This is a genomic window from Cupriavidus sp. IDO (assembly GCF_000812465.1).
GTDB lineage: Bacteria > Pseudomonadota > Gammaproteobacteria > Burkholderiales > Burkholderiaceae > Cupriavidus.
This window is the reverse complement of the sequence record NZ_JWMA01000042.1, coordinates 78,811-104,226: the sequence shown is the minus strand read 5'-3', so window position 1 is coordinate 104,226 and position 25,416 is coordinate 78,811. Positions and strand designations below refer to the sequence as shown.

At 66.5% G+C, this 25,416-nt stretch carries 19 protein-coding genes; 10 read left to right on the top strand and 9 right to left on the bottom strand.

Features of this window, described 5'->3' with window-relative positions:
* Nucleotides 1–164 precede the first annotated feature (164 nt).
* Genes RM96_RS14285 through RM96_RS14275 form a run of 3 tightly spaced genes read left to right on the top strand, consistent with a single transcriptional unit; the run spans nucleotide 165 to nucleotide 3,727 of the window.
* Nucleotides 165–1,433 carry a glycosyltransferase family 87 protein gene (locus RM96_RS14285; protein ID WP_039011399.1) on the top strand — a complete coding sequence of 423 codons (1,269 nt, stop codon included), beginning with the start codon at nucleotides 165–167 and terminating at the stop codon, nucleotides 1,431–1,433.
* Nucleotides 1,433–2,671 (top strand): glycosyltransferase family 87 protein, encoded by a 1,239-nt coding sequence (locus RM96_RS14280; RefSeq protein ID WP_039011397.1) that lies wholly within the window; start codon nucleotides 1,433–1,435, stop codon nucleotides 2,669–2,671. Before RM96_RS14285 ends, RM96_RS14280 begins: the two co-directional genes overlap by 1 nt.
* Nucleotides 2,672–2,713: 42 nt before the next feature.
* Nucleotides 2,714–3,727, top strand: a complete 1,014-nt coding sequence (locus tag RM96_RS14275) for a glycosyltransferase family 2 protein (RefSeq protein ID WP_039011394.1) — start codon at nucleotides 2,714–2,716, stop codon at nucleotides 3,725–3,727.
* 5 nt (nucleotides 3,728–3,732) lie between these two features.
* On the opposite strand, the gene RM96_RS14270 is transcribed toward RM96_RS14275, so the two are convergent.
* From RM96_RS14270 to RM96_RS14255, 4 genes are all read right to left on the bottom strand, one after another.
* The gene (locus RM96_RS14270; protein WP_052279506.1) at nucleotides 3,733–4,983 is read right to left on the bottom strand and encodes a glycosyltransferase family 87 protein; all 1,251 of its coding nucleotides are present in this window, start codon (nucleotides 4,981–4,983) and stop codon (nucleotides 3,733–3,735) included.
* A gap of 45 nt (nucleotides 4,984–5,028) precedes the next feature.
* Nucleotides 5,029–5,475 carry a GtrA family protein gene (locus RM96_RS14265; protein WP_039011392.1) on the bottom strand — a complete coding sequence of 149 codons (447 nt, stop codon included), beginning with the start codon at nucleotides 5,473–5,475 and terminating at the stop codon, nucleotides 5,029–5,031.
* Nucleotides 5,476–5,508: 33 nt separating this feature from the next.
* Nucleotides 5,509–6,888, bottom strand: a complete 1,380-nt coding sequence (locus tag RM96_RS14260; RefSeq protein WP_039011390.1) for a sigma-54 dependent transcriptional regulator — start codon at nucleotides 6,886–6,888, stop codon at nucleotides 5,509–5,511.
* A 1,336-nt stretch (nucleotides 6,889–8,224) separates the two neighbouring features.
* Nucleotides 8,225–9,169, bottom strand: coding sequence for a LysR substrate-binding domain-containing protein (locus RM96_RS14255; RefSeq protein ID WP_039011388.1), 945 nt, complete (start codon nucleotides 9,167–9,169; stop codon nucleotides 8,225–8,227).
* 78 nt (nucleotides 9,170–9,247) lie between these two features.
* Here RM96_RS14255 and RM96_RS14250 point away from each other — a divergent pair, with 78 nt between their 5' ends.
* A complete protein-coding gene (locus RM96_RS14250) occupies nucleotides 9,248–10,504 on the top strand; it encodes an MFS transporter (RefSeq protein ID WP_039011386.1) in 1,257 nt (418 codons plus the stop codon).
* 7 nt (nucleotides 10,505–10,511) lie between these two features.
* Here RM96_RS14250 and RM96_RS14245 read toward each other — a convergent pair whose 3' ends face one another.
* The 4 genes from RM96_RS14245 to hemL form a co-directional block, all read right to left on the bottom strand.
* Entirely contained in the window at nucleotides 10,512–11,015 is a 504-nt protein-coding gene (locus RM96_RS14245) for a TPM domain-containing protein (RefSeq protein ID WP_039011385.1), read from the bottom strand.
* Between the two features lie 13 nt (nucleotides 11,016–11,028).
* A complete protein-coding gene (locus tag RM96_RS14240; RefSeq protein WP_238587270.1) occupies nucleotides 11,029–11,892 on the bottom strand; it encodes a TPM domain-containing protein in 864 nt (287 codons plus the stop codon).
* A 13-nt stretch (nucleotides 11,893–11,905) separates the two neighbouring features.
* On the bottom strand, nucleotides 11,906–12,520 hold the full coding sequence (locus RM96_RS14235) for a LemA family protein (protein ID WP_039011382.1): 615 nt from the start codon (nucleotides 12,518–12,520) through the stop codon (nucleotides 11,906–11,908).
* 117 nt (nucleotides 12,521–12,637) lie between these two features.
* Nucleotides 12,638–13,930, bottom strand: coding sequence for a glutamate-1-semialdehyde 2,1-aminomutase (hemL, locus tag RM96_RS14230; RefSeq protein ID WP_039011380.1), 1,293 nt, complete (start codon nucleotides 13,928–13,930; stop codon nucleotides 12,638–12,640).
* 228 nt (nucleotides 13,931–14,158) lie between these two features.
* Between hemL and RM96_RS14225 the strand changes: the two genes are divergently transcribed.
* The 6 genes from RM96_RS14225 to RM96_RS14200 all read left to right on the top strand — a co-directional run bounded on the left by RM96_RS14225 (nucleotide 14,159) and on the right by RM96_RS14200 (nucleotide 24,578).
* Nucleotides 14,159–14,329 carry a rubredoxin gene (locus tag RM96_RS14225; RefSeq protein ID WP_008644874.1) on the top strand — a complete coding sequence of 57 codons (171 nt, stop codon included), beginning with the start codon at nucleotides 14,159–14,161 and terminating at the stop codon, nucleotides 14,327–14,329.
* A gap of 347 nt (nucleotides 14,330–14,676) precedes the next feature.
* Nucleotides 14,677–15,162, top strand: coding sequence for a response regulator (locus RM96_RS14220; protein ID WP_039011377.1), 486 nt, complete (start codon nucleotides 14,677–14,679; stop codon nucleotides 15,160–15,162).
* Between the two features lie 19 nt (nucleotides 15,163–15,181).
* A complete protein-coding gene (locus RM96_RS14215; protein ID WP_039011374.1) occupies nucleotides 15,182–15,553 on the top strand; it encodes a response regulator in 372 nt (123 codons plus the stop codon).
* A gap of 46 nt (nucleotides 15,554–15,599) precedes the next feature.
* A complete protein-coding gene (locus tag RM96_RS14210; RefSeq protein ID WP_039011462.1) occupies nucleotides 15,600–16,160 on the top strand; it encodes a chemotaxis protein CheW in 561 nt (186 codons plus the stop codon).
* 137 nt (nucleotides 16,161–16,297) lie between these two features.
* Nucleotides 16,298–18,505, top strand: a complete 2,208-nt coding sequence (locus RM96_RS14205) for a methyl-accepting chemotaxis protein (protein WP_039011372.1) — start codon at nucleotides 16,298–16,300, stop codon at nucleotides 18,503–18,505.
* 121 nt (nucleotides 18,506–18,626) lie between these two features.
* Nucleotides 18,627–24,578 carry a hybrid sensor histidine kinase/response regulator gene (locus RM96_RS14200; RefSeq protein WP_039011370.1) on the top strand — a complete coding sequence of 1,984 codons (5,952 nt, stop codon included), beginning with the start codon at nucleotides 18,627–18,629 and terminating at the stop codon, nucleotides 24,576–24,578.
* A 125-nt stretch (nucleotides 24,579–24,703) separates the two neighbouring features.
* Here the strand turns inward: RM96_RS14200 and RM96_RS14195 are convergent, their stop codons facing one another.
* The gene (locus RM96_RS14195; protein ID WP_039011369.1) at nucleotides 24,704–25,405 is read right to left on the bottom strand and encodes a hypothetical protein; all 702 of its coding nucleotides are present in this window, start codon (nucleotides 25,403–25,405) and stop codon (nucleotides 24,704–24,706) included.
* Nucleotides 25,406–25,416: the final 11 nt, after the last annotated feature.

Sequence of the window (25,416 nt, the reverse complement as noted above, 5' to 3'; positions counted from 1 at the left end):
AGCAATTGTGGAAGCGCTTTGTGCCGCGTACGCACCCGTGCCGGCGAGTGACATGCCTTGCGTTAACGGGCCGGCGAAACAAGACTTAGCCAAGATCAGGCGTTGCCGGTGTCGGAGAAATTTGGCGGGCACCGCCGGCACACATAAGGGAACGGGGGCTTTCCATGGATCAGGAATTCATGCCGCAGAGCAAGGAAAGACAGGGCGGGGGAACTAGCCGCACATGGCTGAACCTGGACCGTGTGCGGACCTACAGTGCTGTCGTGCTGATCCTGTTCGGGCTCCTGATGGCGGCTTGGGGCTGGCATAGCAAAGGCTTCACCGATGGCAATGTCAGTCGTCCCGGCACTGACTTTGCCGTGTTCTGGAGCGCGTCGTACCTGGCGCTGAGCGAGGGCCCGGTGCATGCCTATGACGTCGCCAAGCACTTCGAAGTCATGTCGGCCTTTGGGCCGCTGAGTGCCAACAGCGGCATCGTGCTGCCGTGGCTGTATCCGCCGACATTCCTGCTCATGGCACTGCCGTTCGCCCTATTGCCGGTTGTATTCAGCTATTTGCTGTTCGTGGTCGGAACCGTCTATATCTATTTGCGAGCCGTTGGCGATCTGCTGGGGGCGGGAACAGTGTTCCGCCGCGGCCTGTGGCTGCCGATCCTCGGCTCTCCGGCAGTCATCATTTCGGCCGTGCTGGGCCAGAATTCGATGCTGACGGCCGCCCTGGCTGCAGGCGCAGTGTGCCTGCTGGGCAGGCGCCCAATCGTTGCCGGCGTACTGATCGGTTTGCTGGCCATCAAGCCGCAGCTCGCGTTGCTGATGCCGGTGGCACTGATTGCGGGGCGACATGTGCGAACGCTGCTCAGCGCCGTGTGGACGGTGGTGCTATTCGCAGGCGTCAGTGTGGCGGTATGCGGTTGGGAGACGATCCCGGCATTCCTGCACAGCACGGCATGGGCCCGAGAGAATCTCCTGGACGGCACGCCGCATGGTTGGTATGGCATGCCGTCTGTCCTGGCGGCCGCACGGCTGGCGGGGCTGGGCACGGCGGCCGCTTACGCTATCCAGGGCATGGCGACGCTGGTAGCGGCCGCATCGGTAGCCTATGTATGGTCCCGCACGCGCGAGGCGCCGTTGCGCGCCGCAGTGCTGACTGCAGCGGCACTGCTTGCCACGCCCTATGTGCGCCACTATGAATTGACCTGGATGGGGATAGCCATTGCTGGCCTGGTCGGCGACGGTATCCGCCATGGCTTGTCTGGCCGGGAACGGACATTGCTGCTGGTGGCCTGGTTTTTGCCACTCTTCGAGAACGCTAATCCGCTGATGGGCATGCCGCAGATCGGTCCGGTAGTATCTGCGCTGCTCGTGATCGTGGCTGTCCGGCGAGTGGCAGCTCGGGCTGTGCTGTCCGTGGTGCCTACCGCGGTGAGTAGGTGATGGCCACCGTGCAGATTGCCGAACGCCGGCCGCTGTACGACGCGCCGGATAGGCACTGGCTGGACATCGGCCGGCTGCGACTGTATTCGCGCGTGGCGCTGGCGTGCTATGCGCTGTACTTCGGCATCTGGACATTCCGTGCCTGCGTGCTCAAAGTGCCAGGGGTGTTTGCGCCGGGCGGAGACTTCGTTGTCTTTTGGAGTGCGGCGAAACTGGCACTTTTCAATGGGGGGGTGGCCCCCTACGACTTCGCGATGTTGCGGCAGGTGGAGTTGGCGGCCGTGCCCGGATTGGCGATCGGCGACGGTGTGCTGCCTTGGCTGTATCCGCCCACATTCCTGCTGCTCTTGCTGGTGCTCGGGTTGCTGCCCTACGGCCTGGCGACACTGGTTTTCCTGGTAGGCGGGGCAGGCTGGTATGCCTGGGCAATGTCGCGCACGCTGCCGTGGCCCAGCGCCCGGATGGCCGCGCTAGCATTCCCCGGCATCGCCGTAACGCTTGCAACTGGCCAGAATGACTTGTGGCTGGCAGGTCTCGCAGGACTCGCTCTGACTTGCCTGCGCACGCGTCCGGCACTCGCGGGCGTGCTGATGGGCTTGGTGACAGTGAAACCTCACCTGGCGTTGCTGATTCCGGTTGCGTTGCTTTGTGCCCGCGCCTGGCGCACCCTTGGCGCCATGATTGCCACATCGCTGGCGCTGGCGGCGGTATCGCTGCTTGCGTTCGGCCCCGAGCCCTTTGCCGCGTTTCTGCGCAATGCCGACCTGGCACGCGAATCGGTGGAGAAGGGTGCCGCGCTACTGGCGCGCATGCCAACAGTGTTCGCCGCAGTAAAGATGCTATCGGGCGGCGCAGTGTTGCCCTACATGATCCACGGCATTGTGGCTGTGGTAGCGCTGGCTTCGGTGGTCTATGCCTGGTCCTGGCTCTGCAGTTTCGCGCTGCGCGCGGCGGTACTCGCCTCAGCCGGCTTGCTGGTGCCACCCTATCTGTACGACTACGATCTCGTGTTTCTCGGGGTTGCGCTTGCCTGGCTGGGTGCTCACGGCTATCGCACGGGCTGGCTACGGGGCGAGCGAGAACTGCTGGTACTGCTGTGGCTGCTGCCGCTGTGGGGCCAGCTGATGAGCACGGGGATGGGGTTGCAGCTGACGCCGCTCGGGCTGATGCTCGCGCTGGCACTTGGAGTCTGGCGAATCCGGATGGAAAGAACAGGCAAGGCATCGACCGATGCCTGATGATAGAGCGCGCGGCATCGCGTGCCGGGGAGGAATCAGATCATGGCCGACTATGACGAAACCCAGCTGCTGTCGCTGGTGGTGCCGCTCTACAACGAAGGCGATGCACTGCATGCGTTCTTTGCACGCGTCGTGCCGATCCTGGAGTCGATCCCGGCCACACGCTTTGAAATTGTTTGCGTCAATGATGGCAGCGCTGACGATACGCTCGCCAAGCTCGTCGGCGTGGCGCGGAGTGACGGTCGGGTCCGCGTGATTGACCTGACGCGCAACTTCGGAAAGGAAGCCGCGCTGACCGCCGGCATCGACGAGGCGTTCGGAGACGCTGTGATCCCGATCGACGCTGACCTGCAGGATCCGCCGGAGCTAATTCCCACCCTTGTCGAGAAGTGGCGGGAGGGTGCCGAAGTGGTGCTGGCGCAGCGTGCCAGCCGGGCCAGCGACTCGCTCCTGAAGCGGGTGACCGCGGCGGCCTACTACCGCGTGCACAACTGTCTATCGGACTTGAAGATCCCCGAGAACGTGGGTGACTTCCGGCTAATGGACCGCATTGTGGTGAATGCGCTGAAGCAATTGCCCGAGCGGCATCGCTTCATGAAGGGCCTGTTCGCCTGGGTGGGCTTCAGTACCGTGATCGTCCCGTACGAGCGCGAGTCGCGTTGCGCCGGCGAATCCAAATTCTCGGGCTGGCGGCTGTGGAACCTGGCGCTGGAAGGCATTACCAGCTTCAGCACGTTGCCGCTGCGCAGTTGGACGTACCTGGGCTCGTTCATCGCCATGCTGGCGTTCTGCTATGGCATGTATATCGTCGTCCGAACGATGATCCTGGGTGTTGATGTGCCGGGCTATGCGTCGGTGCTTTCGCTGCTTCTGTTCTTTGGCGGTGTGCAGCTGATTGGGCTTGGTGTGGTGGGCGAGTACATCGGCCGTATCTATGACGAATCGAAGGGCCGGCCGATCTACCTCGTCAAGCGACGCTACCAGGAGCGCCGGCCGCAGGGCCGGGCAGCTGGCAATGGCCGGATCATCTCTCTGGTTGCCGGCAAGCGCAACTGATTGCGTCAGGCCGCGGCGGCGGCATTCCCTGGACGGCCGTCGCGGCGCGCTCTGAGATGGCGGTGGGCGATAATGCCCAGCAGAGCGAGAAGTACCAGCGGCGCCACCTGCATCATCGATTGCGTGAGTACCACGAGCAGTCCATGTGCCGGAATCAGCCAGGCAATGACGACGATGAGCTTCTCCAGCCGTGTGCTACCGTTAAGCGCCATGTCGACAGACAACAGCGCGATCGGAATAGCCAGCCATGCCAGGTCGTAGTAGATCATGTAAGGCTGTACGATCAGCGTCCCGACGGCAAGAGCCGAGGCACTGAGTGCGAGCCGCGGCCTGGTCGACCATAGCCAGGCGCACACGCCCGCGGCGGCGGCCGCGACGACGGCATGGATGACATATGAGTGCGCGACGCTTACGCCGGCGGTCCGCAGCACGGCGAACACAGTGGGCGCGCCGCGCAAGGCGTAATCGCCATGCTCTGCCACTGCTTCGCGGAACATGGCCATGCTGCGTGCGAAGGCAGGGAATATTTCGATGCCGAACGACAGGCCAACGATGGCTGCGAAGAGCGTGGAGAATCCCGCAGCGCTGGCGATTGCCGCCCAGCGGCGCTCGCAAAGCAACAAAAGCGGAAAAAGAACACCGAATTGCGGCTTTACGCACAGCAATGCAATGCAAGCGCCCGACGCCACGGCGTTCCGGCGTATCAGTAGTAGTGCAGCACCGCAAGCCGATGCAGTGAATAAAGAGTTTTGTCCGGCAAGAAGTGCTGCCCAAATCCCAGGAAACGCGAGGGCCGGAATGAGCCAGCGGCTGTGCAAACCGCCAAGGGCCGCCCTTACGATGTACAGATAGAGTGCGACACCAATGGCCGAGACAAGTAGCAACGCCAGCCCGAACGACATCGCAGCGATCGGGTAGATCACAAAAAGATAGGTCGGGGGATAGGCGAAGGGCCCGAATGTATTCTGGAGGAGCGGAATCTCCGCGGCACGGAGCAGCTCCCAGTCATATGCGGCAGCCGGACCGTGCAACTGAGCGAGACTGGAAGCACTCCAAAAGACGGCGAAGTCCCAGCCAATCGTTGGGATAGTAGAGTCTTGTTGCATCCAACGGCAGTACCACCACGCCGCCGTAAGTGCACATTCGATGATGAGCAGGGCGGCCGCATAGAGTTGCACGCGTTCGGCCGTGAACCAACCGATTACGGTGCCAGTGCCGCGGGCGCACACCGCAGCGTTTTCGGTTGCAACGGACATGGTGATCTTCTCCGGAAGGCGGGCCCACTGGCCAGCAGACAGCAGTTATCGATACGTCCACGACCGGTGCAGCACGAACGTGACCGGAGGCACCACTGACAGGATGCAGGCAAGTCCTGCCCAGTAGCCCGCTCCGAGCATGTCGGTAGTTCTTGAAATGCCGAGCGTGAGCAGCAATCCCAGCAGTGATACCAAGAGAAAGCGCAGGTAGCTGTCGCGCCCGGGGGTTGCGCCGAAACTCCACAGCGTATTCAGCAAGTACGAGCCGATATTCGCAATGACGAACGCCACGCCATTGGCACTCACCTGCGATGCATGGAGCAGATAGATCAATGGCGTGGCCACGGCCACGTGGATGCCCGTTGCGACGATGCCCGAGACGCCAAAGCGGAACAGCCTGGCAAGCGTCTGCGTGCCGGGCAGGCGCTGCCGGAGGCCCTGGCGCCAGGATCCGCCTGATGCGCTGTCAGCGCGGGATTCGGCATTCAGCATGGCTGTACTCCGGCGTGACCGGTGGCGGAAGCCCTAGCCCTGCACGCAAACCAGCCCCAGATCCCCCTTCTTCACCTGCAGCTTGTAATCCCGCATCAACCTGAACAGCGTCACTCGCGAAATCCCGAGCTCAGCTGCCACGTCAATCAGCCGCTCATGATGCCGCTGCAGCGCTTCGATGATTGCGTTCTGTTCTGCCGCCTCGCGGATGGCGGCCAGGGTGGATGGTGCGCATTCCACGGGGGACGCCAGCTCCAGGTCCGCAGGCTGGATGACACCTGCCTCGCACATCGCTGCGGCATGGCGGATGCGGTTGATCAGTTCGCGCACGTTGCCCGGCCAGGTGTGCTGCTGGATGGCGCGAAGGGCCATCGGCGAGAAGCCGCGGATCTTGTCGGGGGATTGCTTGCGCACGCCGTCGAGAACATGTTCGGCGATCAGCAGGATATCGCTGCTTCGTTCCCGCAGCGGCGGCTGCTTGATGCGCAGCACGCAGAGGCGGTGGTACAGGTCGCCGCGGAAGCGTTCGGCGGCGATGGCGGCGTCGAGGTCGACGTGCGTGGCGGAGATGATGCGGACGTCGACATTGATCGATTCCGTTCCGCCCAGCCGCTCGATGCGCCCGGTCTCCAGGAAGCGCAGGAGGCTGGTCTGGCTTTCCAGCGGCATGTCGCCAATTTCGTCAAGGAACAGCGTGCCGCCTTGCGCCATTTCGATGCGGCCAGGCTTTCGCTTGGTTGCGCCGGTGAAGGCGCCGCGCTCGTAGCCGAACAGCTCCGACATCAGCAGCGTCGGCGGGATGGCTGCGCAGTTGACGGCGACGAATGGCTTTTGTGCTCGTGCGGAGGCATGGTGGATGGCGTGGGCGGCCAGTTCTTTGCCGGTGCCGGACTCGCCGGATATCAGAACCGGGGTGTCCCAGCGGGACACCTTCTCGATACCCCGAAACAGCGTCTGCATCGCCGAGCAGTTGCCGATCATGCCATCGGGACGGGAAGTGCCCTGGGCGGTCGCTCGCGCCACCCCAGGACGCAGCTGAGCCATGCCCATCGCATGGCCGAGCGAGCGGGCCAGGTCGCCCGGGTCGAATGGTGTCGTGTAGTAATCGACGAAGTACAGTCCCAGCAACCGGCGTGCTGCGTCGGACAGCGCGTCGCGGCTGGTGATCGCGCCGATCCAGCCGATGTGGGGCTGGGCGAGCCAGGGCTCGAACGATTCGAGGTCTTCGTCGCTGAACCCGCTATGCACGTCCAGCAACGCGGCAAGTGGCTGCGAACTCGCGGGCAGCGCTCCGAGGTCGCGTGCATTCGAGGCGAAGATGAGTTTCCAGCCCCGCTGTGAAAAGAGCCTGCATAGCATGGCGTCGTGGTGCTGCGAAACGTATAGCAGCGGACGATTGACGTATGCGGTCATAAGATTTCCCCGGATCTATTTTTCTAACGAGGGCGGATCCGGTCTGCACCGGCCCTTCCTCGGCGGCTCTAAGGCTTGCGCCATACCGGCTGGCCGGTCTGGCACGCTCCCTAAATCAAAAACTGCTGGTCCGCCGTTGCTTCAACTGCGCCAGGCCGGGGTGGGCGTACCGGCCGGTCAGACCGCAACCATCAATACTGGCTTGTCTTGCGCCAGTTGCTGATGCCTGGGTGTTCGACCGGCTTGTACGTCGCCCCGCCAGCATGGCGGACCTGACCTTACCCCACATTCTTTTTGGGTTGCCCTGGCAAGCTGTTCGTTCGCCAGCGCATCCCTTTCTACGCGTCGCGCATTCGCGCAACGCCTGGTCCAGGTTTCACGGACCTCTTCGGGTTTCCCGTTCGAGGCCCGTGTTCCTGAAAGACCTTGCTGTTCTTGTCGGCAGGACTCGCGCTCAGCTTGTCCTTTCGATGCGGGCCCTTGTCCTGCCGCGCGGCCCTCGCTTGCTGCACCAGCCCGAATCCCGCCCTGGGAGTGCGGGGTCGTACTGAAAACTGTTGTTGTTCAGGTACACGCTTGTCTGCGCGATGCCTCTTATGTTCCAGTCGTCCCCCTGGTCTCACTTCTGTTTGCCGGGACATAAGTGCGACGAACGTGCCAGTGCGCCTAACTATCTGAAATCATTAAGAAATGCTGTTTGATAGGGGTGAATGCGCGGGTCGGCCGTGATCAAAGTGTTCCCAATCTGTTACATGACGGCTGCGGTTGGTGCTGCGCTGCAGCACCAAAGGATGTCCTGTTTGGCTTGAGGTCTCGAAGGGCCGGGGCAAGACGTGACTAAATCGCAATTTCTTCGGGTCAATCCCACCCCCAACGAGGGGAGGCAATTTCAAACGCCCAAGGGCGCCGGATGAGCGAATTCCGACCTGTCGAGATTTATGACTCGTTTCATCTCCGATACAGGGCAATGTAGGAGATACATGGGCCCGACAGCGCTCTGCCTGCCGATGCCTCAGCCTTTTCGGTCTTGCAAACTGCGACGGAACGCCAATAGATGTAGGCAGCGCCTTGCTGGAAGGGGAACCCCGGACCAGGGAGATGCCACGAGTCATCTGTTTGGATAGGGTGCCGTGCGCCAGCGCAGTTTTACATCGACGCGCAGATTGGTTGCATTTCTGAAACCTGGAGAGCGGCGAGGCCTGGGATTTGCGCGATTTCGTGTGCCGGCGCAGGTAGTGTCATGCCAATCAAGAGCGACTTGAGGCCCTTGGCAGGAAAAATGATTCCTAGTCTCAACAAACGCGCCAAAAACATTCCAGCGATGAAACGCCTCGCGTCAACCGGGTGCCTCGCCTGGCGAAGCGCAATTGGAGGCGTCGTCGACGACCTGCTCCTGCAGCCACGCATAAAACCGCTGAATCGCCTTCTCCCGCGGATTCCCCTCGCGCCACGTCACCCAGTAATGCAGGCTTGACCGAACCTTCGTATCGCCAATCTGCACCAGTTGCCCGCTCGCCAGGTAGTCATGAGCAAGCTGGGCGCGCGCCGTGGCAACGCCCAGCCCGGCCACGGCTGACTGGAGCATCAGCCCGGCATCCTGGAAGATCGGGCCGCGCTCGGGTTCGGCGCCCGGCAGGCCGGCGCTCTCCAGCCAGTCACGCCATGGCCGCAGTGCAAAGCGCAGCATCGGCAGCCGTGGCAGGTCGGGCAGCGTAAAGCCGGGGTAGCGGGCCAGCAGGGCGGGGCTGGCCACGGCGATGACATGGTCCTCGATCAGGTTGTGGCACGCGAAACCGGGCAGGTCGATGCGCTGGTGCCAGATGCCTACGTCGACGCTATATGGGTCCGGCGGCGTGATTTCGGCATGCAGCCGCAGGTGCAGATCCAGTTCGGGTGCCTGGGCATGCAGGCTGGGCAGGCGCCGGATCAGCCATGCATTGGCCAGGTCCGCCATCACGCTCACCTGCAGCCGGATCACGGGCGGTCCGGCGCTGCTGCCGGCTTCGCGCAGGGCGCTTTCGATGCTGTCGAGCGCGCCGCGCACCTGCTCGGCCAGCCGTGCGCCGGCGCTGGTGGGGGTCATCAGGCTGCCCGTGCGCTGGAACAGCTTGGTGCCGAGATGGTCTTCCAGGCCGCGGATATGGTGGCTGATGGCGCTGTGGGTGAGCGCCAGCTCCTCGGCCGCACGTGAAAAGCTGCGATAGCGGGTCGCGGCCTCGAGTGCGCGCAGCGCTTGCAGGGGCGGCAGGTGAGGGCGGCGGTTGACGGGGCGGGAGGCCATGGTCGTCAAATTCTACTCACAATTGCCGTGGGTATGTTTCGCTGGCTTTGCACCACATTGGTGACGACAATCTAGGGCATGACTACTTCTGCTGCTACCCGTTCGTCCCTGTCGTCGGTTTCGTCAACGCCATCTGCCGCGCGCTGGCGCGTGCTGGCCGTGTTTTCGCTGGGTTTCCTGGTGTCCTATGTGTTCCGGGGCGTCAATCTTGGCTTTGCCCCACACCTCACGCGCGAGCTCGGGCTCAGCGCCAGCGATCTCGGCCTGCTGACCAGCTTCTATTTCCTCGGCTTCGCCTGCGCCCAGCTGCCGGCGGGCATTCTGCTGGACCGCTACGGCCCGCGCCGGACCGAGGCTGTCATGCTGCTGGCCGCCGTGGCCGGCGCGCTGGTCTTTGCATGGGCGCCCGGCATGGTCGGGCTGGCGACCGGGCGGCTGCTGATCGGCGTGGGCGTTTCGGTTTGCCTGGGCGCCGCCATCCAGGCGCTGTCGATGTGGTTCCCGTTGTCGCGTATGCCCTTACTCAACGGCGTGGTGATGGCGATCGGCGGGCTCGGCGCCGTGGTGGTCGGTTCGCCGCTGGCCTGGATGCTGTCATGGACCGACTGGCGCACGCTCAGCGCCGGCATGGCCGGCGTGTCGCTGGCCATGGCCGTGCTGCTGTGGTTCGGCGTGCCGGACAAGGCCCGCGCCGGCAAAGAAAGCCTGGCCGAGCAGTTGCGCGGCACGCGCCAGATCCTGGGCAGCGAGCGCTTCTGGCGCGTGGTGCCGCTGACGCTGCTGAACCAGGGCATTTTCCTTGCCGTGCAAACGCTCTGGGTCGGTGCCTTTATGCGCGACGTTTCCGGCTTCGCGCCGGACCAGGCTGCACGGCTGGTGTCGGTGATCGGGTTTGCGATGATGGCCGGCTGCGTGGGCTCGGGTTGGGCGGCGCGACATCTCGAGCGCATGGGCGTGAGCCTCTACGCCTTCGCCGGCGCCGGCATGACTGGCTTCATCGTGATCCAGGGCCTGATCATGGCGCAGGTGCCGCTGCCGCCGGCGCTGCTGTGGGCGGCTTACGGCATGTTCGGTTCCAGCGGCATCCTGACCTACGCGGTGCTGGCGCGCAGCTTCCCCGATGCACTGATCGGCCGGGCGACGACGGCGCTGACGCTGACGGTGTTCCTGGCGACCTTTGCCTGCCAGGTTGGCGTGGGGCTGGTGCTGGATCTGTGGCCTGCCACGGCCGGACACTATCCGAAGGCTGCGCACCTGACGGTATGGGCCGGGCTGGTGGCGCTGCAAGTGGTGGCGGCCGTGTGGTACCTGATGGGCGCGCGCCGCCCCCGCTGACGACCGGCTAAAGCACGATCGGCCGATCGTCCAGTTCGTTGGGGTTGTAGCCGCCATCCGACGGGAAATGCGTGGCCAGCAGTTCGTGGATGCGTTCGACTGCTGCCAGCACCGGCGTGACCGAGAGATCCCGGGCGAGCCCCCTGGCAAGCTCATCGCACACCGCGCGCCAGGTCTTCTGTCCCACGCAGGCATCGATGCCGCGGTCGGCCAGAATCTCCACGGCGTGATCGGCGAGATTGATATAGAGCAGCACGCCGGTGTGGTCTTCGGTATTCCAGACCTCCAGCGCGCCAAACAGCGCACGCGCGCGTGCACGTGGCGTCGTGCCCGACCACGCATGGCCAACCGGCAGGCTGGCTTCGATCACCACGCGGATCTCGCCGCGATGGCGCGCTTCGCCGGCGTGGACGGCGTCATGCAGTTGTTTCTGGGCTGCGGGCGGGAAGTACCGGCGGGCGGTGCCGGTGGAGGTACCCAGGTGGCGCAGGGCGCGTCGGATCGATGGCATGTCTGTCTCGCTGTCACCAGTTGCCGGAGGCACCGCCACCGTCGAAGCCACCCCCGCCGCCGCCGCTGAAGCCGCCGCCCGAGTCGCCGCCACCGCCGAAACCGCCACCGAAGCCGCCACCGCGGCGGCCCCAGTCCTGGCCCATGCCGTAGCCGCCAAGTCCGCCCAGTCCCCCGGCGATCACGTCGCGGCCGCGCGGGCCGGTGACGATCTGCGGGCCGCGCGGGCGCAGCGCCGCAGACAGGAAGAAGAACAGGATGATGGCCAGCGGAAACAATACTGGCAGCCAGTCGGTCCACGACGACTGCGCAGCCTTGCGCGGCTGGGGGCCGGCCAGCCCTTCCTTGTCGATGGTGGCCTGGATGGCCGAGACGCCCGCCGCCAGCCCGCCGTAGAAATCGTTCTGCCGGAAGTGCGGCGCCATCACGTCCTGCAGGATGCGCTTGGACATGGCGTCGGTCAGCGAGCCCTGCACGCCGCGGCCCACCTCCAGCCGCATCTTGCGCAGGCCGGGCGGGTTGTCCTTGGCGATCAGCACGATCACGCCGTCATCGATGCCCTTGCGCCCGGCGCGCCAGGCGTCGGCCACGCGGATACTGTAGGCGTCGATGGTCTCGGGCTCGGTCGTGGGCAGCATCAGCACGAAGATCTGGCTGCCGCGCTGCTGCTCGTATTCCGCCAGTACGTTCTCGAGGGCGCTGCGTTGCTGGGCGTTAAGGGTGCCGGTCAGGTCGGTGACACGCTGGGTGAGCGGCGGCACCGCAACGAAGCCGTCAGCGGCAAAGGCGGGCGCCGCCAGCACGGCGGCGAGCCACAGCAATGCGGCCAGCCCCCGGCGCCAGCCGCGCAAAGCAGACGATGACAGGAACGTGCCCACGATGTTTGCGGCCTCAGAACTTCACGGTTGGCGGTGCGGAGATCGCTTTCTCGTTCTCCACCGCGAACGAAGGTTTGACCGGATACTTGAAGACCATTGCGGTCAGGTTGGTCGGGAAGCTGCGGGCCAGGATGTTGTACTCCTGCACCGCGGCAATGTAGCGCTGGCGCGCCACGGTGATGCGGTTCTCGGTGCCTTCCAGCTGCGACTGCAGATCGCGGAAGGAGGCGTCGGCCTTTAGCTGCGGATAGTTCTCTGATACCGCCAGCAAGCGGGACAGCGCGCCGGACAGCTCGCCCTGCGCCTGCTGGAAGCGCTTGAAGGCTTCCGGGTCGTTCAGTGTCTCCGGCGACACCTGGATGCTAGTGGCCGCGGCACGGGCCTTGGTCACGGCTTCGAGCGTCTCGCGCTCGTGCGTGGCGTAGCCCTTGACGGTATTGACCAGATTCGGGATCAGGTCGGCGCGGCGCTGGTATTGGTTGACCACTTCGCCCCAGGCTGCCTTGACCGCCTCGTCCTTGGCCTGGAAATCGTTGTAGCCGCAGGCGGACAGCAGGCTGGCGAGGACCGCCAGCAGCAGCCAGCGGAAAACGGACGTCGGCGAGGACAGGGGCAGAGAAGCGCGCATCGAAGGCTCCGGGGTTGGACGAGCTTCAAGTGTAGCGCACGGCAGCTGTCGCCCCCGGGCCGCATCCCTGCTTCTCCGCGCGACTGCATCGAGGCAGCCACGCGGACGGGGCTGCACTCAGTCCGCCGCGAACGCCTTTCGGGCCGCGTCCAGCGTGGCCTGCAGGATGGCGTCGTCATGCTTTGCCGAGACAAAGCCGGCTTCGAAGGCAGAAGGCGCCAGGTACACGCCGTTGTCGAGCATGGCGTGGAAGAAACAATTGAAGCGCGCGGTGTCGCTCGTGGTCACTTCGGCAAAGCTGCCCGGCACGCCCTCGCGGAAGTAGATGCCGAACATGCCGCCGATGGCGTCGGCTGCAAATGGCACGCCGGCGGCGCGGGCGGCTTCGGACAGGCCGTCGGCGAGCTTGCGGGTCTGGGCGGCCAGCTTGTCGTAGAAGCCCGGCGCCTGGATCAGCTTGAGGGTGGCCAGGCCGGCGGCCACGGCCAGCGGGTTGCCCGACAGCGTGCCGGCCTGGTAGACGCCGCCCAGCGGGGCGAGCTTGGCCATGATGTCGCGCCGGCCGCCAAAGGCCGCGGCTGGCATGCCTCCGCCGATGACCTTGCCCAGGCAGGTCATGTCGGGCGTGATGCCGTAATGGGACTGTGCGCCGCCCAGCGCCACGCGGAACCCGGTCATGACCTCGTCGAAGATCAGCACGGCGCCATCGCGGGTGCACAGCTTGCGCATGGCCTGCAGGAAAGCGTCGCTGGCGCGCACCAGGTTCATGTTGCCGGCCACGGGCTCGACGATCACGGCGGCAATTTCCCCGGCGTGCTTCGCGAATGCCTGTTCGAGCTGCTCTACGTTGTTGTACTCCAGCACCATGGTGTGGCGGGTCACGTCGGCCGGCACGCCGGCCGAGGAGGGCGCGTTCTGGGTGGTGTCGGCAAAGGTCAGCAGGCCGGAGCCGGCCTTGACCAGCAGGCTGTCGGCGTGGCCGTGGTAGCAGCCTTCGAACTTGATGATCAGGTCCCGGCCGGTGAAGCCCCGCGCCAGGCGCAGCGCGCTCATGGTGGCCTCGGTGCCGGACGAGACCAGGCGGACCTGCTCGATGGAGGGCACCAGCTTGCAGATTTCCTCGGCCATCACGATCTCGGCCTCGGTCGGGGCGCCGAACGAGAAGCTGTGGGCGGCGGTCTCCTGCACCGCGCGCACGACGTCCGGGTGGGCGTGGCCGACGATCATCGGGCCCCAGGAGCCGATGTAGTCGATATAGCGCTGGCCATCGGCATCCCACATATAGGCTCCCTCGGCGCGCGTGATGAAGCGCGGCGTGCCGCCCACCGAGCGGAAGGCGCGCACGGGCGAGTTGACGCCGCCCGGGATGGTTTGCTGGGCGCGGTCGAAGAGCTGCTGGTTACGAGACATGGCTTTGCCTGGGATCAAAAAACTGCGGAAACGCGTTCGGGTGGGCGCGAACTTGCGTCAAACATGCGGGAAAAACAGAGGAATTTCGCGGCATTTGCACGGCATTTCTACGCTAACGTGCGCGAACACGGCGGATTTGGCACGATTCTGGCTAACCCCGGCTGGCGCCGGAGGCGCCGATTCGGTACCATCTGCGCTGAATTTTAATGGAGAGTGACCAGGGCTGTTATGGAATACAAGACTTGGATGTGCCTGATCTGCGGCTGGATCTACGACGAAGCCGCAGGCGCGCCGGAGGACGGCATCGCCCCGGGGACCAAATGGGAAGACGTGCCCATCAACTGGACCTGCCCGGAATGCGGCGCGCGCAAGGAAGATTTCGAGATGGTCGCGATCTGACGCGGCCTGCAAGGCCATCGGCGCCGGCGGTGAAGGATCCGGCCGCGTCGCGCCGATGCGACAAATCGCCAGGGCGGTCCGGCCGGTCCGGATTGACGGCCCCACGGCGTCTTGTCACACTCTGCAGCAAAATGAATTCCGTCCATCCTGCCATCCGGGGGTGGCACAGGACGGAGGCAGGTGCGGGTACCACGCACCGCCGCTAGCCGGGCAGTTGTCCGGCCTTTGATGGGAAACAAGAAATATCGGGGGTCCGTCGGGGCAGCCGGCTTGGCCGGACTGCGCCGCTCGGGTGTTCTCAAGGGCATGCCGGCGCTCCGCATGGGGTAGCTGGTCGCGGGAACAAAATGCGGGTCGCTCAATTAGAAGAAATTCAGCGGGTCAACGCCGGCGGCAGCGTGTTGCCGGCTTCCACGTCGGCAGCAGCACCGGCGCCAGCGCGCCGCAAGGTGCTGGTCATCGACGATTCCAGCACGATCCGCCGCACGGCGGAAATCTTCCTGTCGCAGGCAGGTTGCCAGGTCCTGCTGGCCGAAGACGGCTTCGAGGCGCTTGCCAAGGTTGGCGACATGCACCCGGACCTGATCTTCTGCGACATCCTGATGCCGCGCCTCGACGGCTACCAGACCTGTTCCCTTATCAAGAAGAGTCCGCGTTTCCACGCGATTCCCGTGATCATGCTTTCTTCGCGCGACGGCGTGTTCGACCGCTCGCGTGGCCGGCTCGTGGGCGCGCAGGACCATCTCGCCAAGCCCTTTACGCGCGAAGCGCTGCTGCAGGCCGTCGAATCGTGCCTGCCGCGCCTGGCGCCCGAAGGTGCCCTGCCGGCCTGATCGAATTCAAGGATTACTCATGACTACTATCAGCAAGATTCTCATCGTCGACGATTCTCCGACCGAAGCGCTGTTCATGTCCGACCTGCTCGGCAAGAAGGGCTTCAAGGTCTCGGTGGCGGGCAACAGCGACCAGGCCTTTGCGCGCCTGGAGAACGAGGCCTTCGACCTGATCCTGATGGACGTGGTGATGCCCGGCCAGAACGGCTACCAGGCCACGCGCGCGATCAAGCGCGACGACCGCTTCAAGGACATCCCCGTGATCATGTGCACGAGCAAGGGCCTGGATACCGATCGCATCTGGGGCATGCGCCAGGGCGCATCGGACTACATTGTCAAGCCGGTCAACGGCGACGAGCTGCTGACCAAGATTGCTGCCCTGTCGCATTGAGCAGCACCACGCGGCACTGAGCTTCGACGGCACCGGGGAACGCCACATGAACGCGCCACGCCAAGATATTCGCGCCCGCCAGACCCGCCTGCAGGACTACCAGGCCATGCTGGCCCGGCGCCTGCGCGAGGCGCGCAGCCTGCCGGCGGCCGATAGCTACCTGGCGCTGCAGGTCGGGCAGCGCAGCTGGCTGCTGCCATTGGGCGAGACCGGCGAAGTCCTCGAAATGCGCCAGCCCAGCCGGGTGCCGCTGACCCAGCCTTGGTACGCCGGGCTGGTGAACGCGCGCGGCAACCTGCTGGGCGTGATCGATTTCGGCCTGTTTTGCGGGGAAGGGCCGACGCCGCTGCAGCCGGGCAGCAAGATCGTGGTGCTGTCGCGCCAGGTCGAGCGCGCCTGCGGCATCATGGCCACGCGCGTGATCGGCCTGCGCCACGCGGCCGACCTGAGCCTGCCGCACCAGGACGCGCCGGCGCGCAACGGCAATACGCCGGATTGGGAGGGACAGCGCTTTGCCGATCGCGATGGCCGCGACTGGCAGGTGCTGGATGTGCGCGGGCTGCTGGATGCACCGGCCTTCCTGCAGGCGGGCAAGCAGGCCGCGTAGCCGCAGCGGCGAGTTTCAACTGGAACCAGGGCGGGCCGGGCGAACCGGCAACAGAACAGCGCGCCGCGCGGGTCATCGCAGCGGCAGCCATCCGGCAACGGCCGGACAGAATAACGAGTCAACGGACAGAGGGTGCTATGGGTTTCAAGAAATTCAGCCTGGGACGCAAGACGCCGGCCGCCGAGGCGGCCGCGGGCCTGGTGACGGAGGGAGGCGCCGCCGATGCCGGTGGTGCGGCATCCGCACCGGGGCGGGCTGAAGGCCTTGGCCGCACGCCCTTCGAGCAACTGTCCACCCTGCTCGGGCGCATGCCGTTCTCGTCGCAGCAGCGCGCGCTGACGGCAGGGGTGGTGGTGTCGCTGGTGGCGCTGCTGGGTTCGGTGTACCTCGACAACCGCATCGCCAACAACGCCGCGGCGCAGATCGAAATCTCCGGCGATATGCTGATGCACTCGCAGCGTCTTGGTAAAGCCGTGCCGGTGGCGCTGCTGGGCAATGCGCAGGCCTTCACGCAGCTGCGCCAGTCCAAGGAAGCGCTGGCCGCCGACTTGCAGGCGCTGCAGACGGGCAGCGCCGAAAAGCATGTGCGTGCCACCACCGGCGCCGCCGCGCCGCTGCTCGAAACCGCGATGAATTCATGGAAGCGCTCCGAGAAGAGCGCGGCCGACGTGCTGGCGCAGCAGCCGGTGCTGAACACCGTCGGCCAGACGCTGCAGATCTTCAACGCCTCCAACCCGGAACTGCTGGAAGCGGCCGAACAGGTGGCCGCGATCAAGCTGCAGGCCGGCGCCAACTCCCGTGAGGTTGCGGCATCGGCGCAGCTGGTGATGCTGACGCAGCGCCTGGGCAAGAACCTGAACGAGTTCCTCTCCGGCGAAGGCGTCAACCCCGAGACCGCTTTCCTGCTCGGCAAGGACACCAACACCTTCCGTGAAACGCTCGACGGCCTGCTCAACGGCAGCGAGGCGCTGCGCCTGAACGCAGCCAGCGACACCGAGACACGCGGCTACCTGGAGCAGCTCTCGCAGCGTTTCGAATCGGTGCAGAAGACGACGCAGACCATCCTGCAGAACCTGCCCGGCCTGATTGCCGCCAAGCGCGCGCAGCAGCAGATCTTCAATGACAACGAGGCCTTGCGCGGCGAGCTGGCTGCCCTGCAGCAGGCGTACTCGGAGTCGGCACGCTACCGCCCGGTCACGCTCGGTGCGACCGTGGTTTCGGCATTGCTGACGCTGCTCTGCCTGGCGGGCCTGGCGGCGCTGTACCTGCGCGATTCGCGCATGCGCGCGCTGGAAGCCGAGGCGCGCGAGCATGAAGCGGAAGCGCGCCGGATGGATGAAAAGCGCAACAACGACGCGACCCAGAAGGCCATTCTGCAGCTGATGAACGAGTTGCAGGACATCGCGGACGGCGACCTGACGCGCCAGGCAACGGTGACCGAAGACATCACCGGCGCCATCGCCGACTCGGTGAACTACACGGTGGAAGAACTGCGCGAACTGGTCGGCCGCGTGCAGCTGACGGCCGGAGAGGTGACGCAGGCCTCGAGCCAGGTGCAGGCAACCTCCAACCAGCTGGCCGCCACGACCGAAGAACAGTCGCGCCAGATCCGCCAGACTGGCGAATCGGTGGTGGACATGGCTGACCGCATCACGCAGGTGTCGCGCGGCGCGGCCGAATCCGCCAACGTGGCGCGCGCCTCGCTGACCGCCGCGGAGCAGGGCCAGGTGGCGGTGCAGAACGCCATCGCGGGCATGAACGACATTCGCGAGCAGATCCAGGACACTTCCAAGCGGATCAAGCGGCTGGGCGAGTCGTCGCAGGAGATCGGTGAAATCGTCGAGCTGATCTCGGACATTACCGAGCAGACCAACGTGCTGGCACTGAACGCCGCCATCCAGGCGGCATCCGCCGGCGAAGCGGGGCGCGGCTTCTCGGTGGTGGCTGAAGAAGTGCAGCGGCTGGCAGAGCGCTCCGGCGAGGCAACCAAGCAGATCGGCGCGCTGATCCGCACCATCCAGACCGATACGCAGGATGCCGTGCACGCCATGGAGCGCAGCACGCAGGGCGTGGTGGAAGGCGCGCGGCTCTCGGACAACGCCGGTTCGGCGCTGCTGGAGATCGGCCGCGTGTCGCGCCAGCTGGCCGAGCTGATCGAACAGATTTCGCAGTCGACGTCGCACGAAGCCGATCTGGCCACGAACGTGGCCCGCCACATCGACCGCATTCTCCAGGTCACGGAGCAGACCACCTCCGGCACGCGGCAGACCGCGCAATCGGTGCGCCAGCTGACGCTGCTGACCGAAGAGCTGCGTAACTCCGTGTCGCGATTCAAGATCGGCTGAGTGTCCGGATGACGTCCGGGAACGCTTCCGCGCACATCGGCAGCACCTTCAACGAGCCTGGCGCCCGCCGCCGTGGCGGCCCGCCGGCGGCCGCTGCGCAAGGGCAGCACTGGAAGCCGTCATGTCTTTGAATTTTCCTGTTTCGCGCGATACGGCTGGCCTGGCCCATTCGTCCCCCCCGTCAACGTCGCCGGAGGAGGCAACGGGCGATCCGCTGCCATCGCCGCTTGCCTTGCCCGCATCGGCTGACGCGGCAGTCACGCCGGCCAGCGCCGTGCGCGACCTGTCCGTGCTGGCGTGGCTTGCACCCAGCCTGCGCAGCGCGCTGGACGACGCCGCGGCGGAACTCGGCCATTACGTCGACGAAATCCAGCAGGCGCCCGAGGCGCTCGGCGCGCGCGACACCACTTCGCTGCGGCTGGCCGGCCAGCATTTGCACCAGGCCGCAGGCGCGGTGCATATCGTCGGCCTGCGGGGCATCGATCCGTACAGCCAGGCACTGCGCCGCTTGCTGGAAGGCATCGACACCGGCAGCGTTGCCGCCAGTGCTGCCACGCTGGCGGTTTTCCGTGCCGGCGTGCAGGCGCTTGCCGAGTACGTCGATGACCTGATGGCCGGCGACGACGAGGATCCGCTGCGCCTGTTCCGCTCCTATGCCGACGTCCTGACCCTGCTCGGTGAAGAGCGCGTGCATCCCGCCGACCTGTGGGTCGACGAGGTGCAGATGCTGCCGGGCATTCTGCTGCCGGCCCGCAGTGCCTCGGTCGTAACGCGTGCGCGCCAGCGTTTCGAAGCCGCACTGCTGAAGTCGCTGCGGCTGCCCACCCCGTGCAGCGATGCATCGCTGCTGCGCGAAGCCTACCTGCCCCTGCAGGAGGCGCTCGACGCGGTCCGCGTCAACGAGCAGGATGCGCGCCGCGCCACCGACCATCCGGACCGGGGCGTGTGGTTCGTGCTGGGACTGGTGTTCCGCGCTTTGGCGCATGGCCTGCTGCCGTCGGACCTGCTGGCCAAGCGCTTCGCCGCGCGGGCCCATCTGCTGCTGCGCCAGTACCTGCAAGGGCAGGTGCGCGTGCCGCAGGCACTGCTCAACGACGCGGTCTTCCTGCTGGTTTGTACCGGCAATGAAAGCGAGACCGCAGCATCGGGCGAATCCCTGGGTGCACTGCGCGCCGAGATCGCACGCTGCCTCCAGGCTTTCCGCCTTGACCCGGGCCATGCCGTGGCGCGGGCCGACCACCGGCTGCGCTATTACGGCTGGCTGGATCCGATCGACACCCGCAACCTGCAGCAGGCTGCCGGCGCGCTTGACCGCGCCGCAGCCGGCGACCAGGCCGGCTGGGAAATCGCGCTGGCGGCCCTGGCCGAAGCCGCGCAACCGCTGGCCCAGCCCGCACTGCAGCGTTGCCTGGCGCAGGCCGCCGTCAATGCCGCCGCGGCGCGCGCGGAAGGCGAGGCGCTTGGCGCGGCGGGCATCGCATTGTTCCTGTCGCGTGCGCTGGCATTGCCGTGGCGGGTTCATGGCAAGTCGGGCCACGCTTCTGCCGCGGTATTCGCCACGCAATGCGAAGAGCTGGCGCAATCCCTGTCCAGTCCGGCGGCGGCTGCACCCGCATGGCTGGCCGAGATGGTCCGGCAGGCCCGCGCGCAGGCGCTGCGGGCCGAGGCAGTGGCGCAACTGCGCGCCCAGCTCGATAGCGGCGAATCCTGGCTCGATACCTATGACCGCAATGCCGCGCGTCCGGATGCGGCCTCCGGCCTGAAGGACGCGGCGCAGGCCTTTGGCGCGCTGCACGCTACGCTGGAATCGCTGCAGCCGACAGGCGCGTTGCCTGTTTCGCTGGCTGACGATCAGCAGGCGGCCAGCGCAGCCGTGCTGGCGGTCATGCAGCGGCTCGGCAGCTTTGCTGGCGGCGCCGATGACGCCACGCGCAACGAACAACTGGCTGCCATTGCCGCGGAACTGGGCTGCGTGCACGCCTTTATCGATGCGCTCGAGCTGGGACGTGCACGTGGCACCGACGGCGAGCCCGCCGAGGACGCCGGCGACCGCCGCACCGCATCGCACGAGCAGACTCCGCTGGACGCCGCGCGCGCCGCTGCCAGCGAGGCGATCCGCGGCAGAGCCACCGCCGACTCGCCCGAGGTGCAGCGCCTGCGTGCCGCCTTGCAGGCAGTGACCGAGCAGGCTGCCATCGACGATGATGCGGCCCTGCGCCGGCAAGTTGCCGAAGCCACGACGCAGTTCAACACCTGGCTGGCCGGCGGCGATTCTGCCGGCGAACGGATGGTGGCGGCGCTGGCCGGGCCGCTTGCCGGCGCTGTCGCCGAGCCGGGCGCCACCGCGCAAGCTGCGCCGGCACCCGGTGACAACGTCGCGGTCGATGCCGAGCTGCTGCAGATTTTCCTGGATGAAGCCGACGAAGTGCTCGGCGGCATCGCCAGCGACCTGAATTCCGGGCTCGACACATTGCGCGATGCCGACACGCTCAGCCGCGTGCGGCGCGCCTTCCATACGCTCAAGGGATCGAGCCGCATGGTCGGCCTGCATCGCTTTGGCGAGGCCGCCTGGGCGGTGGAGCAGGTGATGAACCTGTGGATCGCCGAGGCGCGCGAGCCGGTGCCTGCGCTGCTGGCGCTGCTGCGCCGCGCACATGCGGAGCTGTCGGCATGGGCGGCCCAGCTGCATCGCGATGTGGCTACCCCGCACGACATTGCGCCGCTGATCGCCGCTGCCGAGGCGGTGCGCGATCCGGTTGACGAGGTGGAAGCCTTCGCGTCGCCGGATCATGGTGCCGCAGATGTCCCTCAGCCTGCGGACTTGTCCATTGAGACGCCTGCGGAGACGGACGACACGCTGCCGGAAATCGCGGCAGACCTGCCTGGCGATGAGCCACGCACCGACGTCGCCGGCACCGAGGACGACGGCAACGTACTCCCGTTCCGGCTCTCCGGCGGGCTGTCGAGCGACGACGACAACTACAAGGTCATTGGCCCGATTCGCATCGGGCTGCCGCTGTACAACGTCTATCTGCAGGAAGCCGACGATCTGCTGCGGCAGTTCGGCACCGATATCTCCGAGTGGCGCCACGAAGGCCATCCCTGCCCGAGCGAGCTGGCACTGCGCGTTGCCCATACGCTGCAGGGCAGTGCATCGACGGTAGGCCTGGAGCCGGTGCGCGAGATTGCCGAAGCGCTGGAGCGCCTCCTGCTGCAGCTGGGTTCGCATCCGGTGGCGATGCACCCCGGCGACTTCCGCTTGCTGGAACAGGCGGTCGAGCGCCTGCGCGGCATGCTGCACCAGTTCGCCGCCGGCGTCTGGCCGGACGCGGATGCCAGCCTGCGCCGCAGCCTGACAGAGTTCGGCGAGCGCGCGCTGGTACGGCCGCGGGTGGCAGTGCCGCCGGCGCCGGGTCCCGCGGAGCCGGACGACTCGGTGGCAAGCCTGTTTGGCCAGCTGCCGCCCGCGCCGGTTGCGCCGTCGGCAGTTGCCGACGGCAACCTCGACCAGAGTGGCGCGAACACCGCCGAGCCGGCCGCTGCGCAGGAAACGCCTGCGAGCGAGCCGCACGACGCCGTCGTCATTCCGCTGCCCACGCACCATCGGCCACATCTGGTTCCGCCGATCGAAGAAGCCGCCGCGCTGGACCAGGCGCTGGTCGACATCTTCCTGGAAGAAGCCCAGGGCAGCCTGCCCGAGCTCGGCCGGCTGGTGCGCACCTGGGAGTCCGCGCCGGAGAATGCCCAGCAGGGCGGCCTGGTGCTGCGCTCGCTGCACACGCTCAAGGGCAGCGCGCGCATGGCCGGGGCGATGGCCCTGGGGCAGGCCGCGCATGAAATGGAAACGCTGCTCGATGCCAGCCTGCGCGGCCAGCGCGTCGGCCCGAAGCTGTTCGGCCAGCTCTACGCTTGGTACGACCGCATCCTGGCCCACACCGAGGCGCTGCAGGCCGGGCGCCTGCTGCCGGTCGATGATGCCGATGTCGTCAACGGCTTTGCCGACGCACCGGATGCAGCGGCGCAGGACATGTCGGGCGAGCCAGCCGGGACCGAAGCCCCCGCTGCGGGCACGGCGCTGTCGGTGCCCGCAGCGCCGGCACAGGTCACGACCGAACTGGCACCGGCGCCGGCCGAAGCCGGCGAACGCCAGCGTGCGCTGGTGCGCGTGCAGGCACGTGCCCTCGATACGCTCATCAACGAAGCCGGCGAAGTCGGCGCGACCCGTGCACGCCTGGACAGCGAGCTGGAGGCGATGCGCTCGTACCTGGGCGAACTGAACGACAACGTGGCGCGCTTGCGCGGACAGCTGCGCGAGATCGAGATCCAGGCCGAGTCGCAGATGGCATCGCGCATTGCCGATGCGCAGCACAACCAGGAGTTCGATCCGCTCGAGTTCGACCGTTTCACGCGCTTCCAGGAACTGACGCGGATGATGGCCGAGTCGGTCAACGACGTGGCCACCGTCGAGCAGAACCTGCACCGCGGCTTTGACCGCGCCGCCGGCGACCTTGCCGCGCAGGCACGGCTCACGCGCGGATTGCAGCGCGGGCTGATGCAGGCGCGCATGGTGCAGTTCGACGCGCTGGCCGAGCGGCTCTACCGCGTGGCGCGCCAGTCGGCTGCCGAGACCGGCAAGGAAGTGCGCCTGCTGATCAAGGGCGGCACGGTGGAAGTCGACCGCTCGGTGCTGGACCGCATGGCCGGACCGATCGAGCACCTGATCCGTAATGCGGTAGTGCATGGCATCGAGCCGGCCGATGCGCGCCGGGCAGCCGGCAAGGCGGCAGCGGGCTCGCTGACGCTGGAAGTGCAGCAGGAAGGCAACGAAGTCGTGCTGCATTTCATCGATGACGGCGGCGGCCTCGATCTCGCCCGCATCCGCGCGCGCGCGGTGGAGCGTCACCTGCTTGCGCAGGACGACGAAGCCAGCGAAGCGCGCCTGACCGAGATGATCTTCACGCCGGGCTTTTCGACGGCCGACTCGGTGTCGGAGCTGGCCGGCCGCGGTGTCGGCATGGACGTGGTGCGTGCCGAGACGGTGGCGCTGGGTGGACGCATCACGCTGTCCACCACCACCGGCCGTGGCACGACGTTCACCGTGCACCTGCCGCTGACGACCGCAATCACGCAGGTGCTGGTGGTGTCGCTGGGCGGCCGCCTGTACGCCTTGCCGAGCGGCATGATCGACCAGGTGCAGCAATTGCGCGGCCAGGCGCTGCTCGATGCCTACAACCAGGGCCGCCTGGCGGCCACCGGTGGCGAGGTGCCGTTCTACTATTTTGGTGTCTTGCTCGAGGAAAGCGCGGCGCTGGCTTCCGGCCGCAAGTATTCGCCGGTGGTGATCGTGCGCAGCGGTGCGGAGCGCGTGGCGGTGCACGTCGACGAGGTGGTAGGCAACCGGGAAGTGGTGGTCAAGCACATCGGTCCGCACCTGGCACGCCTGGAAGGGATTGCCGGTGCGACCACGCTGGGCGACGGCGAGATCGTGCTGATCTACAACCCGGTCGTGCTGGCGCAGCGCTTCGTGCGCGAGCGCGGCGAGCTGGCGCCGGCGCAGCTGCAACTGGAGCGGGCGCCGCAGCAAGCGCTGGGCGCCGTCGCGGAATTTGCCGGCAACGGCTCGGCCGAGCCGGTCCAGGGGCTGACCACGCAGCCGACCGTGATGGTGGTGGACGATTCGCTGACGGTGCGCAAGGCGACGCAGCGCCTGCTCAGCCGCGCCGGCTACCAGGTCGTGCTGGCACGCGATGGCGTGGATGCGCTCAAGCAGCTGCAGGACGTGATGCCCGACGCCATGCTGGTCGACATCGAGATGCCCAACATGGACGGCTTCGACCTGACGCGTAATGTGAGGGCCGACAGCCGCACGGCGAAGATGCCGCTGGTGATGATCACCTCGCGCACGGCCGAGAAGCATCGCCGCTATGCGCAGGAGATCGGCGTCGACGTCTACCTGGGCAAGCCTTACAACGAGGACGAGCTGCTCGGCACGCTGCACCGGCTGATCGGCGAGCGCGCGGCGGGCACGGCCGGCTCGGTGGCGCAGATGCTGGGGGACGATCCGGCGAAGTAAGGTCGGGCTGCCGCAACCGGCAGGGGAAAGAGAAGGGGCGCCTGAAAGCCGGTGACTGCGGCTTTCAGGCGCCCCTTTTTTCCTGCGGTTGTCGTGCCGGACTGGTTGGTCAGTGGAATCGGCAACTACCAGCGCATCTGCGCATTGTGCGTGCCGGTGCTGACCACCATCGTCTTGGTCCGGCCCTCATAGGTAGCGCGCACGTTGTAGGTGCCCTGCGGCGCCCTGACCAGGCAACGCGGACCATCGGCCACGAAGCTGGCCACCTCGCGGTTGCCACGCATCAGCTTGACGGTCACGTCCGACAGGTACTCGCCGCGCGCACCCTGCGTGAACAGCAGCCCCATGTTGTAGTTGCGGGACTGCGCTGACAGCGCACGCTGCTCGTCGTCCGCGACCCCACCGCAGACATAGGTGACCGGGCCAGCGGTCTTCTGCACCATGGCATCAGTTGGCGGCGGAGGTGGCGGCACGGTAAGCGGCGGCGACGGCTGTGCCGGAGCCGTGACCACAGGTGCCGGCATTGGCATCGGCGCGGCAGCCGGTGGCGCCGGCAATGTGCCAGGTACAGGAGTCGGAGCCACACCCGGTGCAGGAGCCGGCGATGCAGCAGGCGCTGGCGGCATGGCGGAGCCCGGGGCCGGGGCCAGCGAATCGGCCGGCGCAGCCTGCATCTGCGCCTGGCCGGCAGCCGGCAGCAATGCCAGCAGGGCGACCACGCCGGCGCTCAGTGCGATGACAAGCCGCTTGGTGCGTGTGCGGCGGGCCAGGCGCGCTTCGATCCGTTCCAGCGAACGTGTCGGGGCAAAAGCTGGGAGGTACTGCATATAGCCTCCTT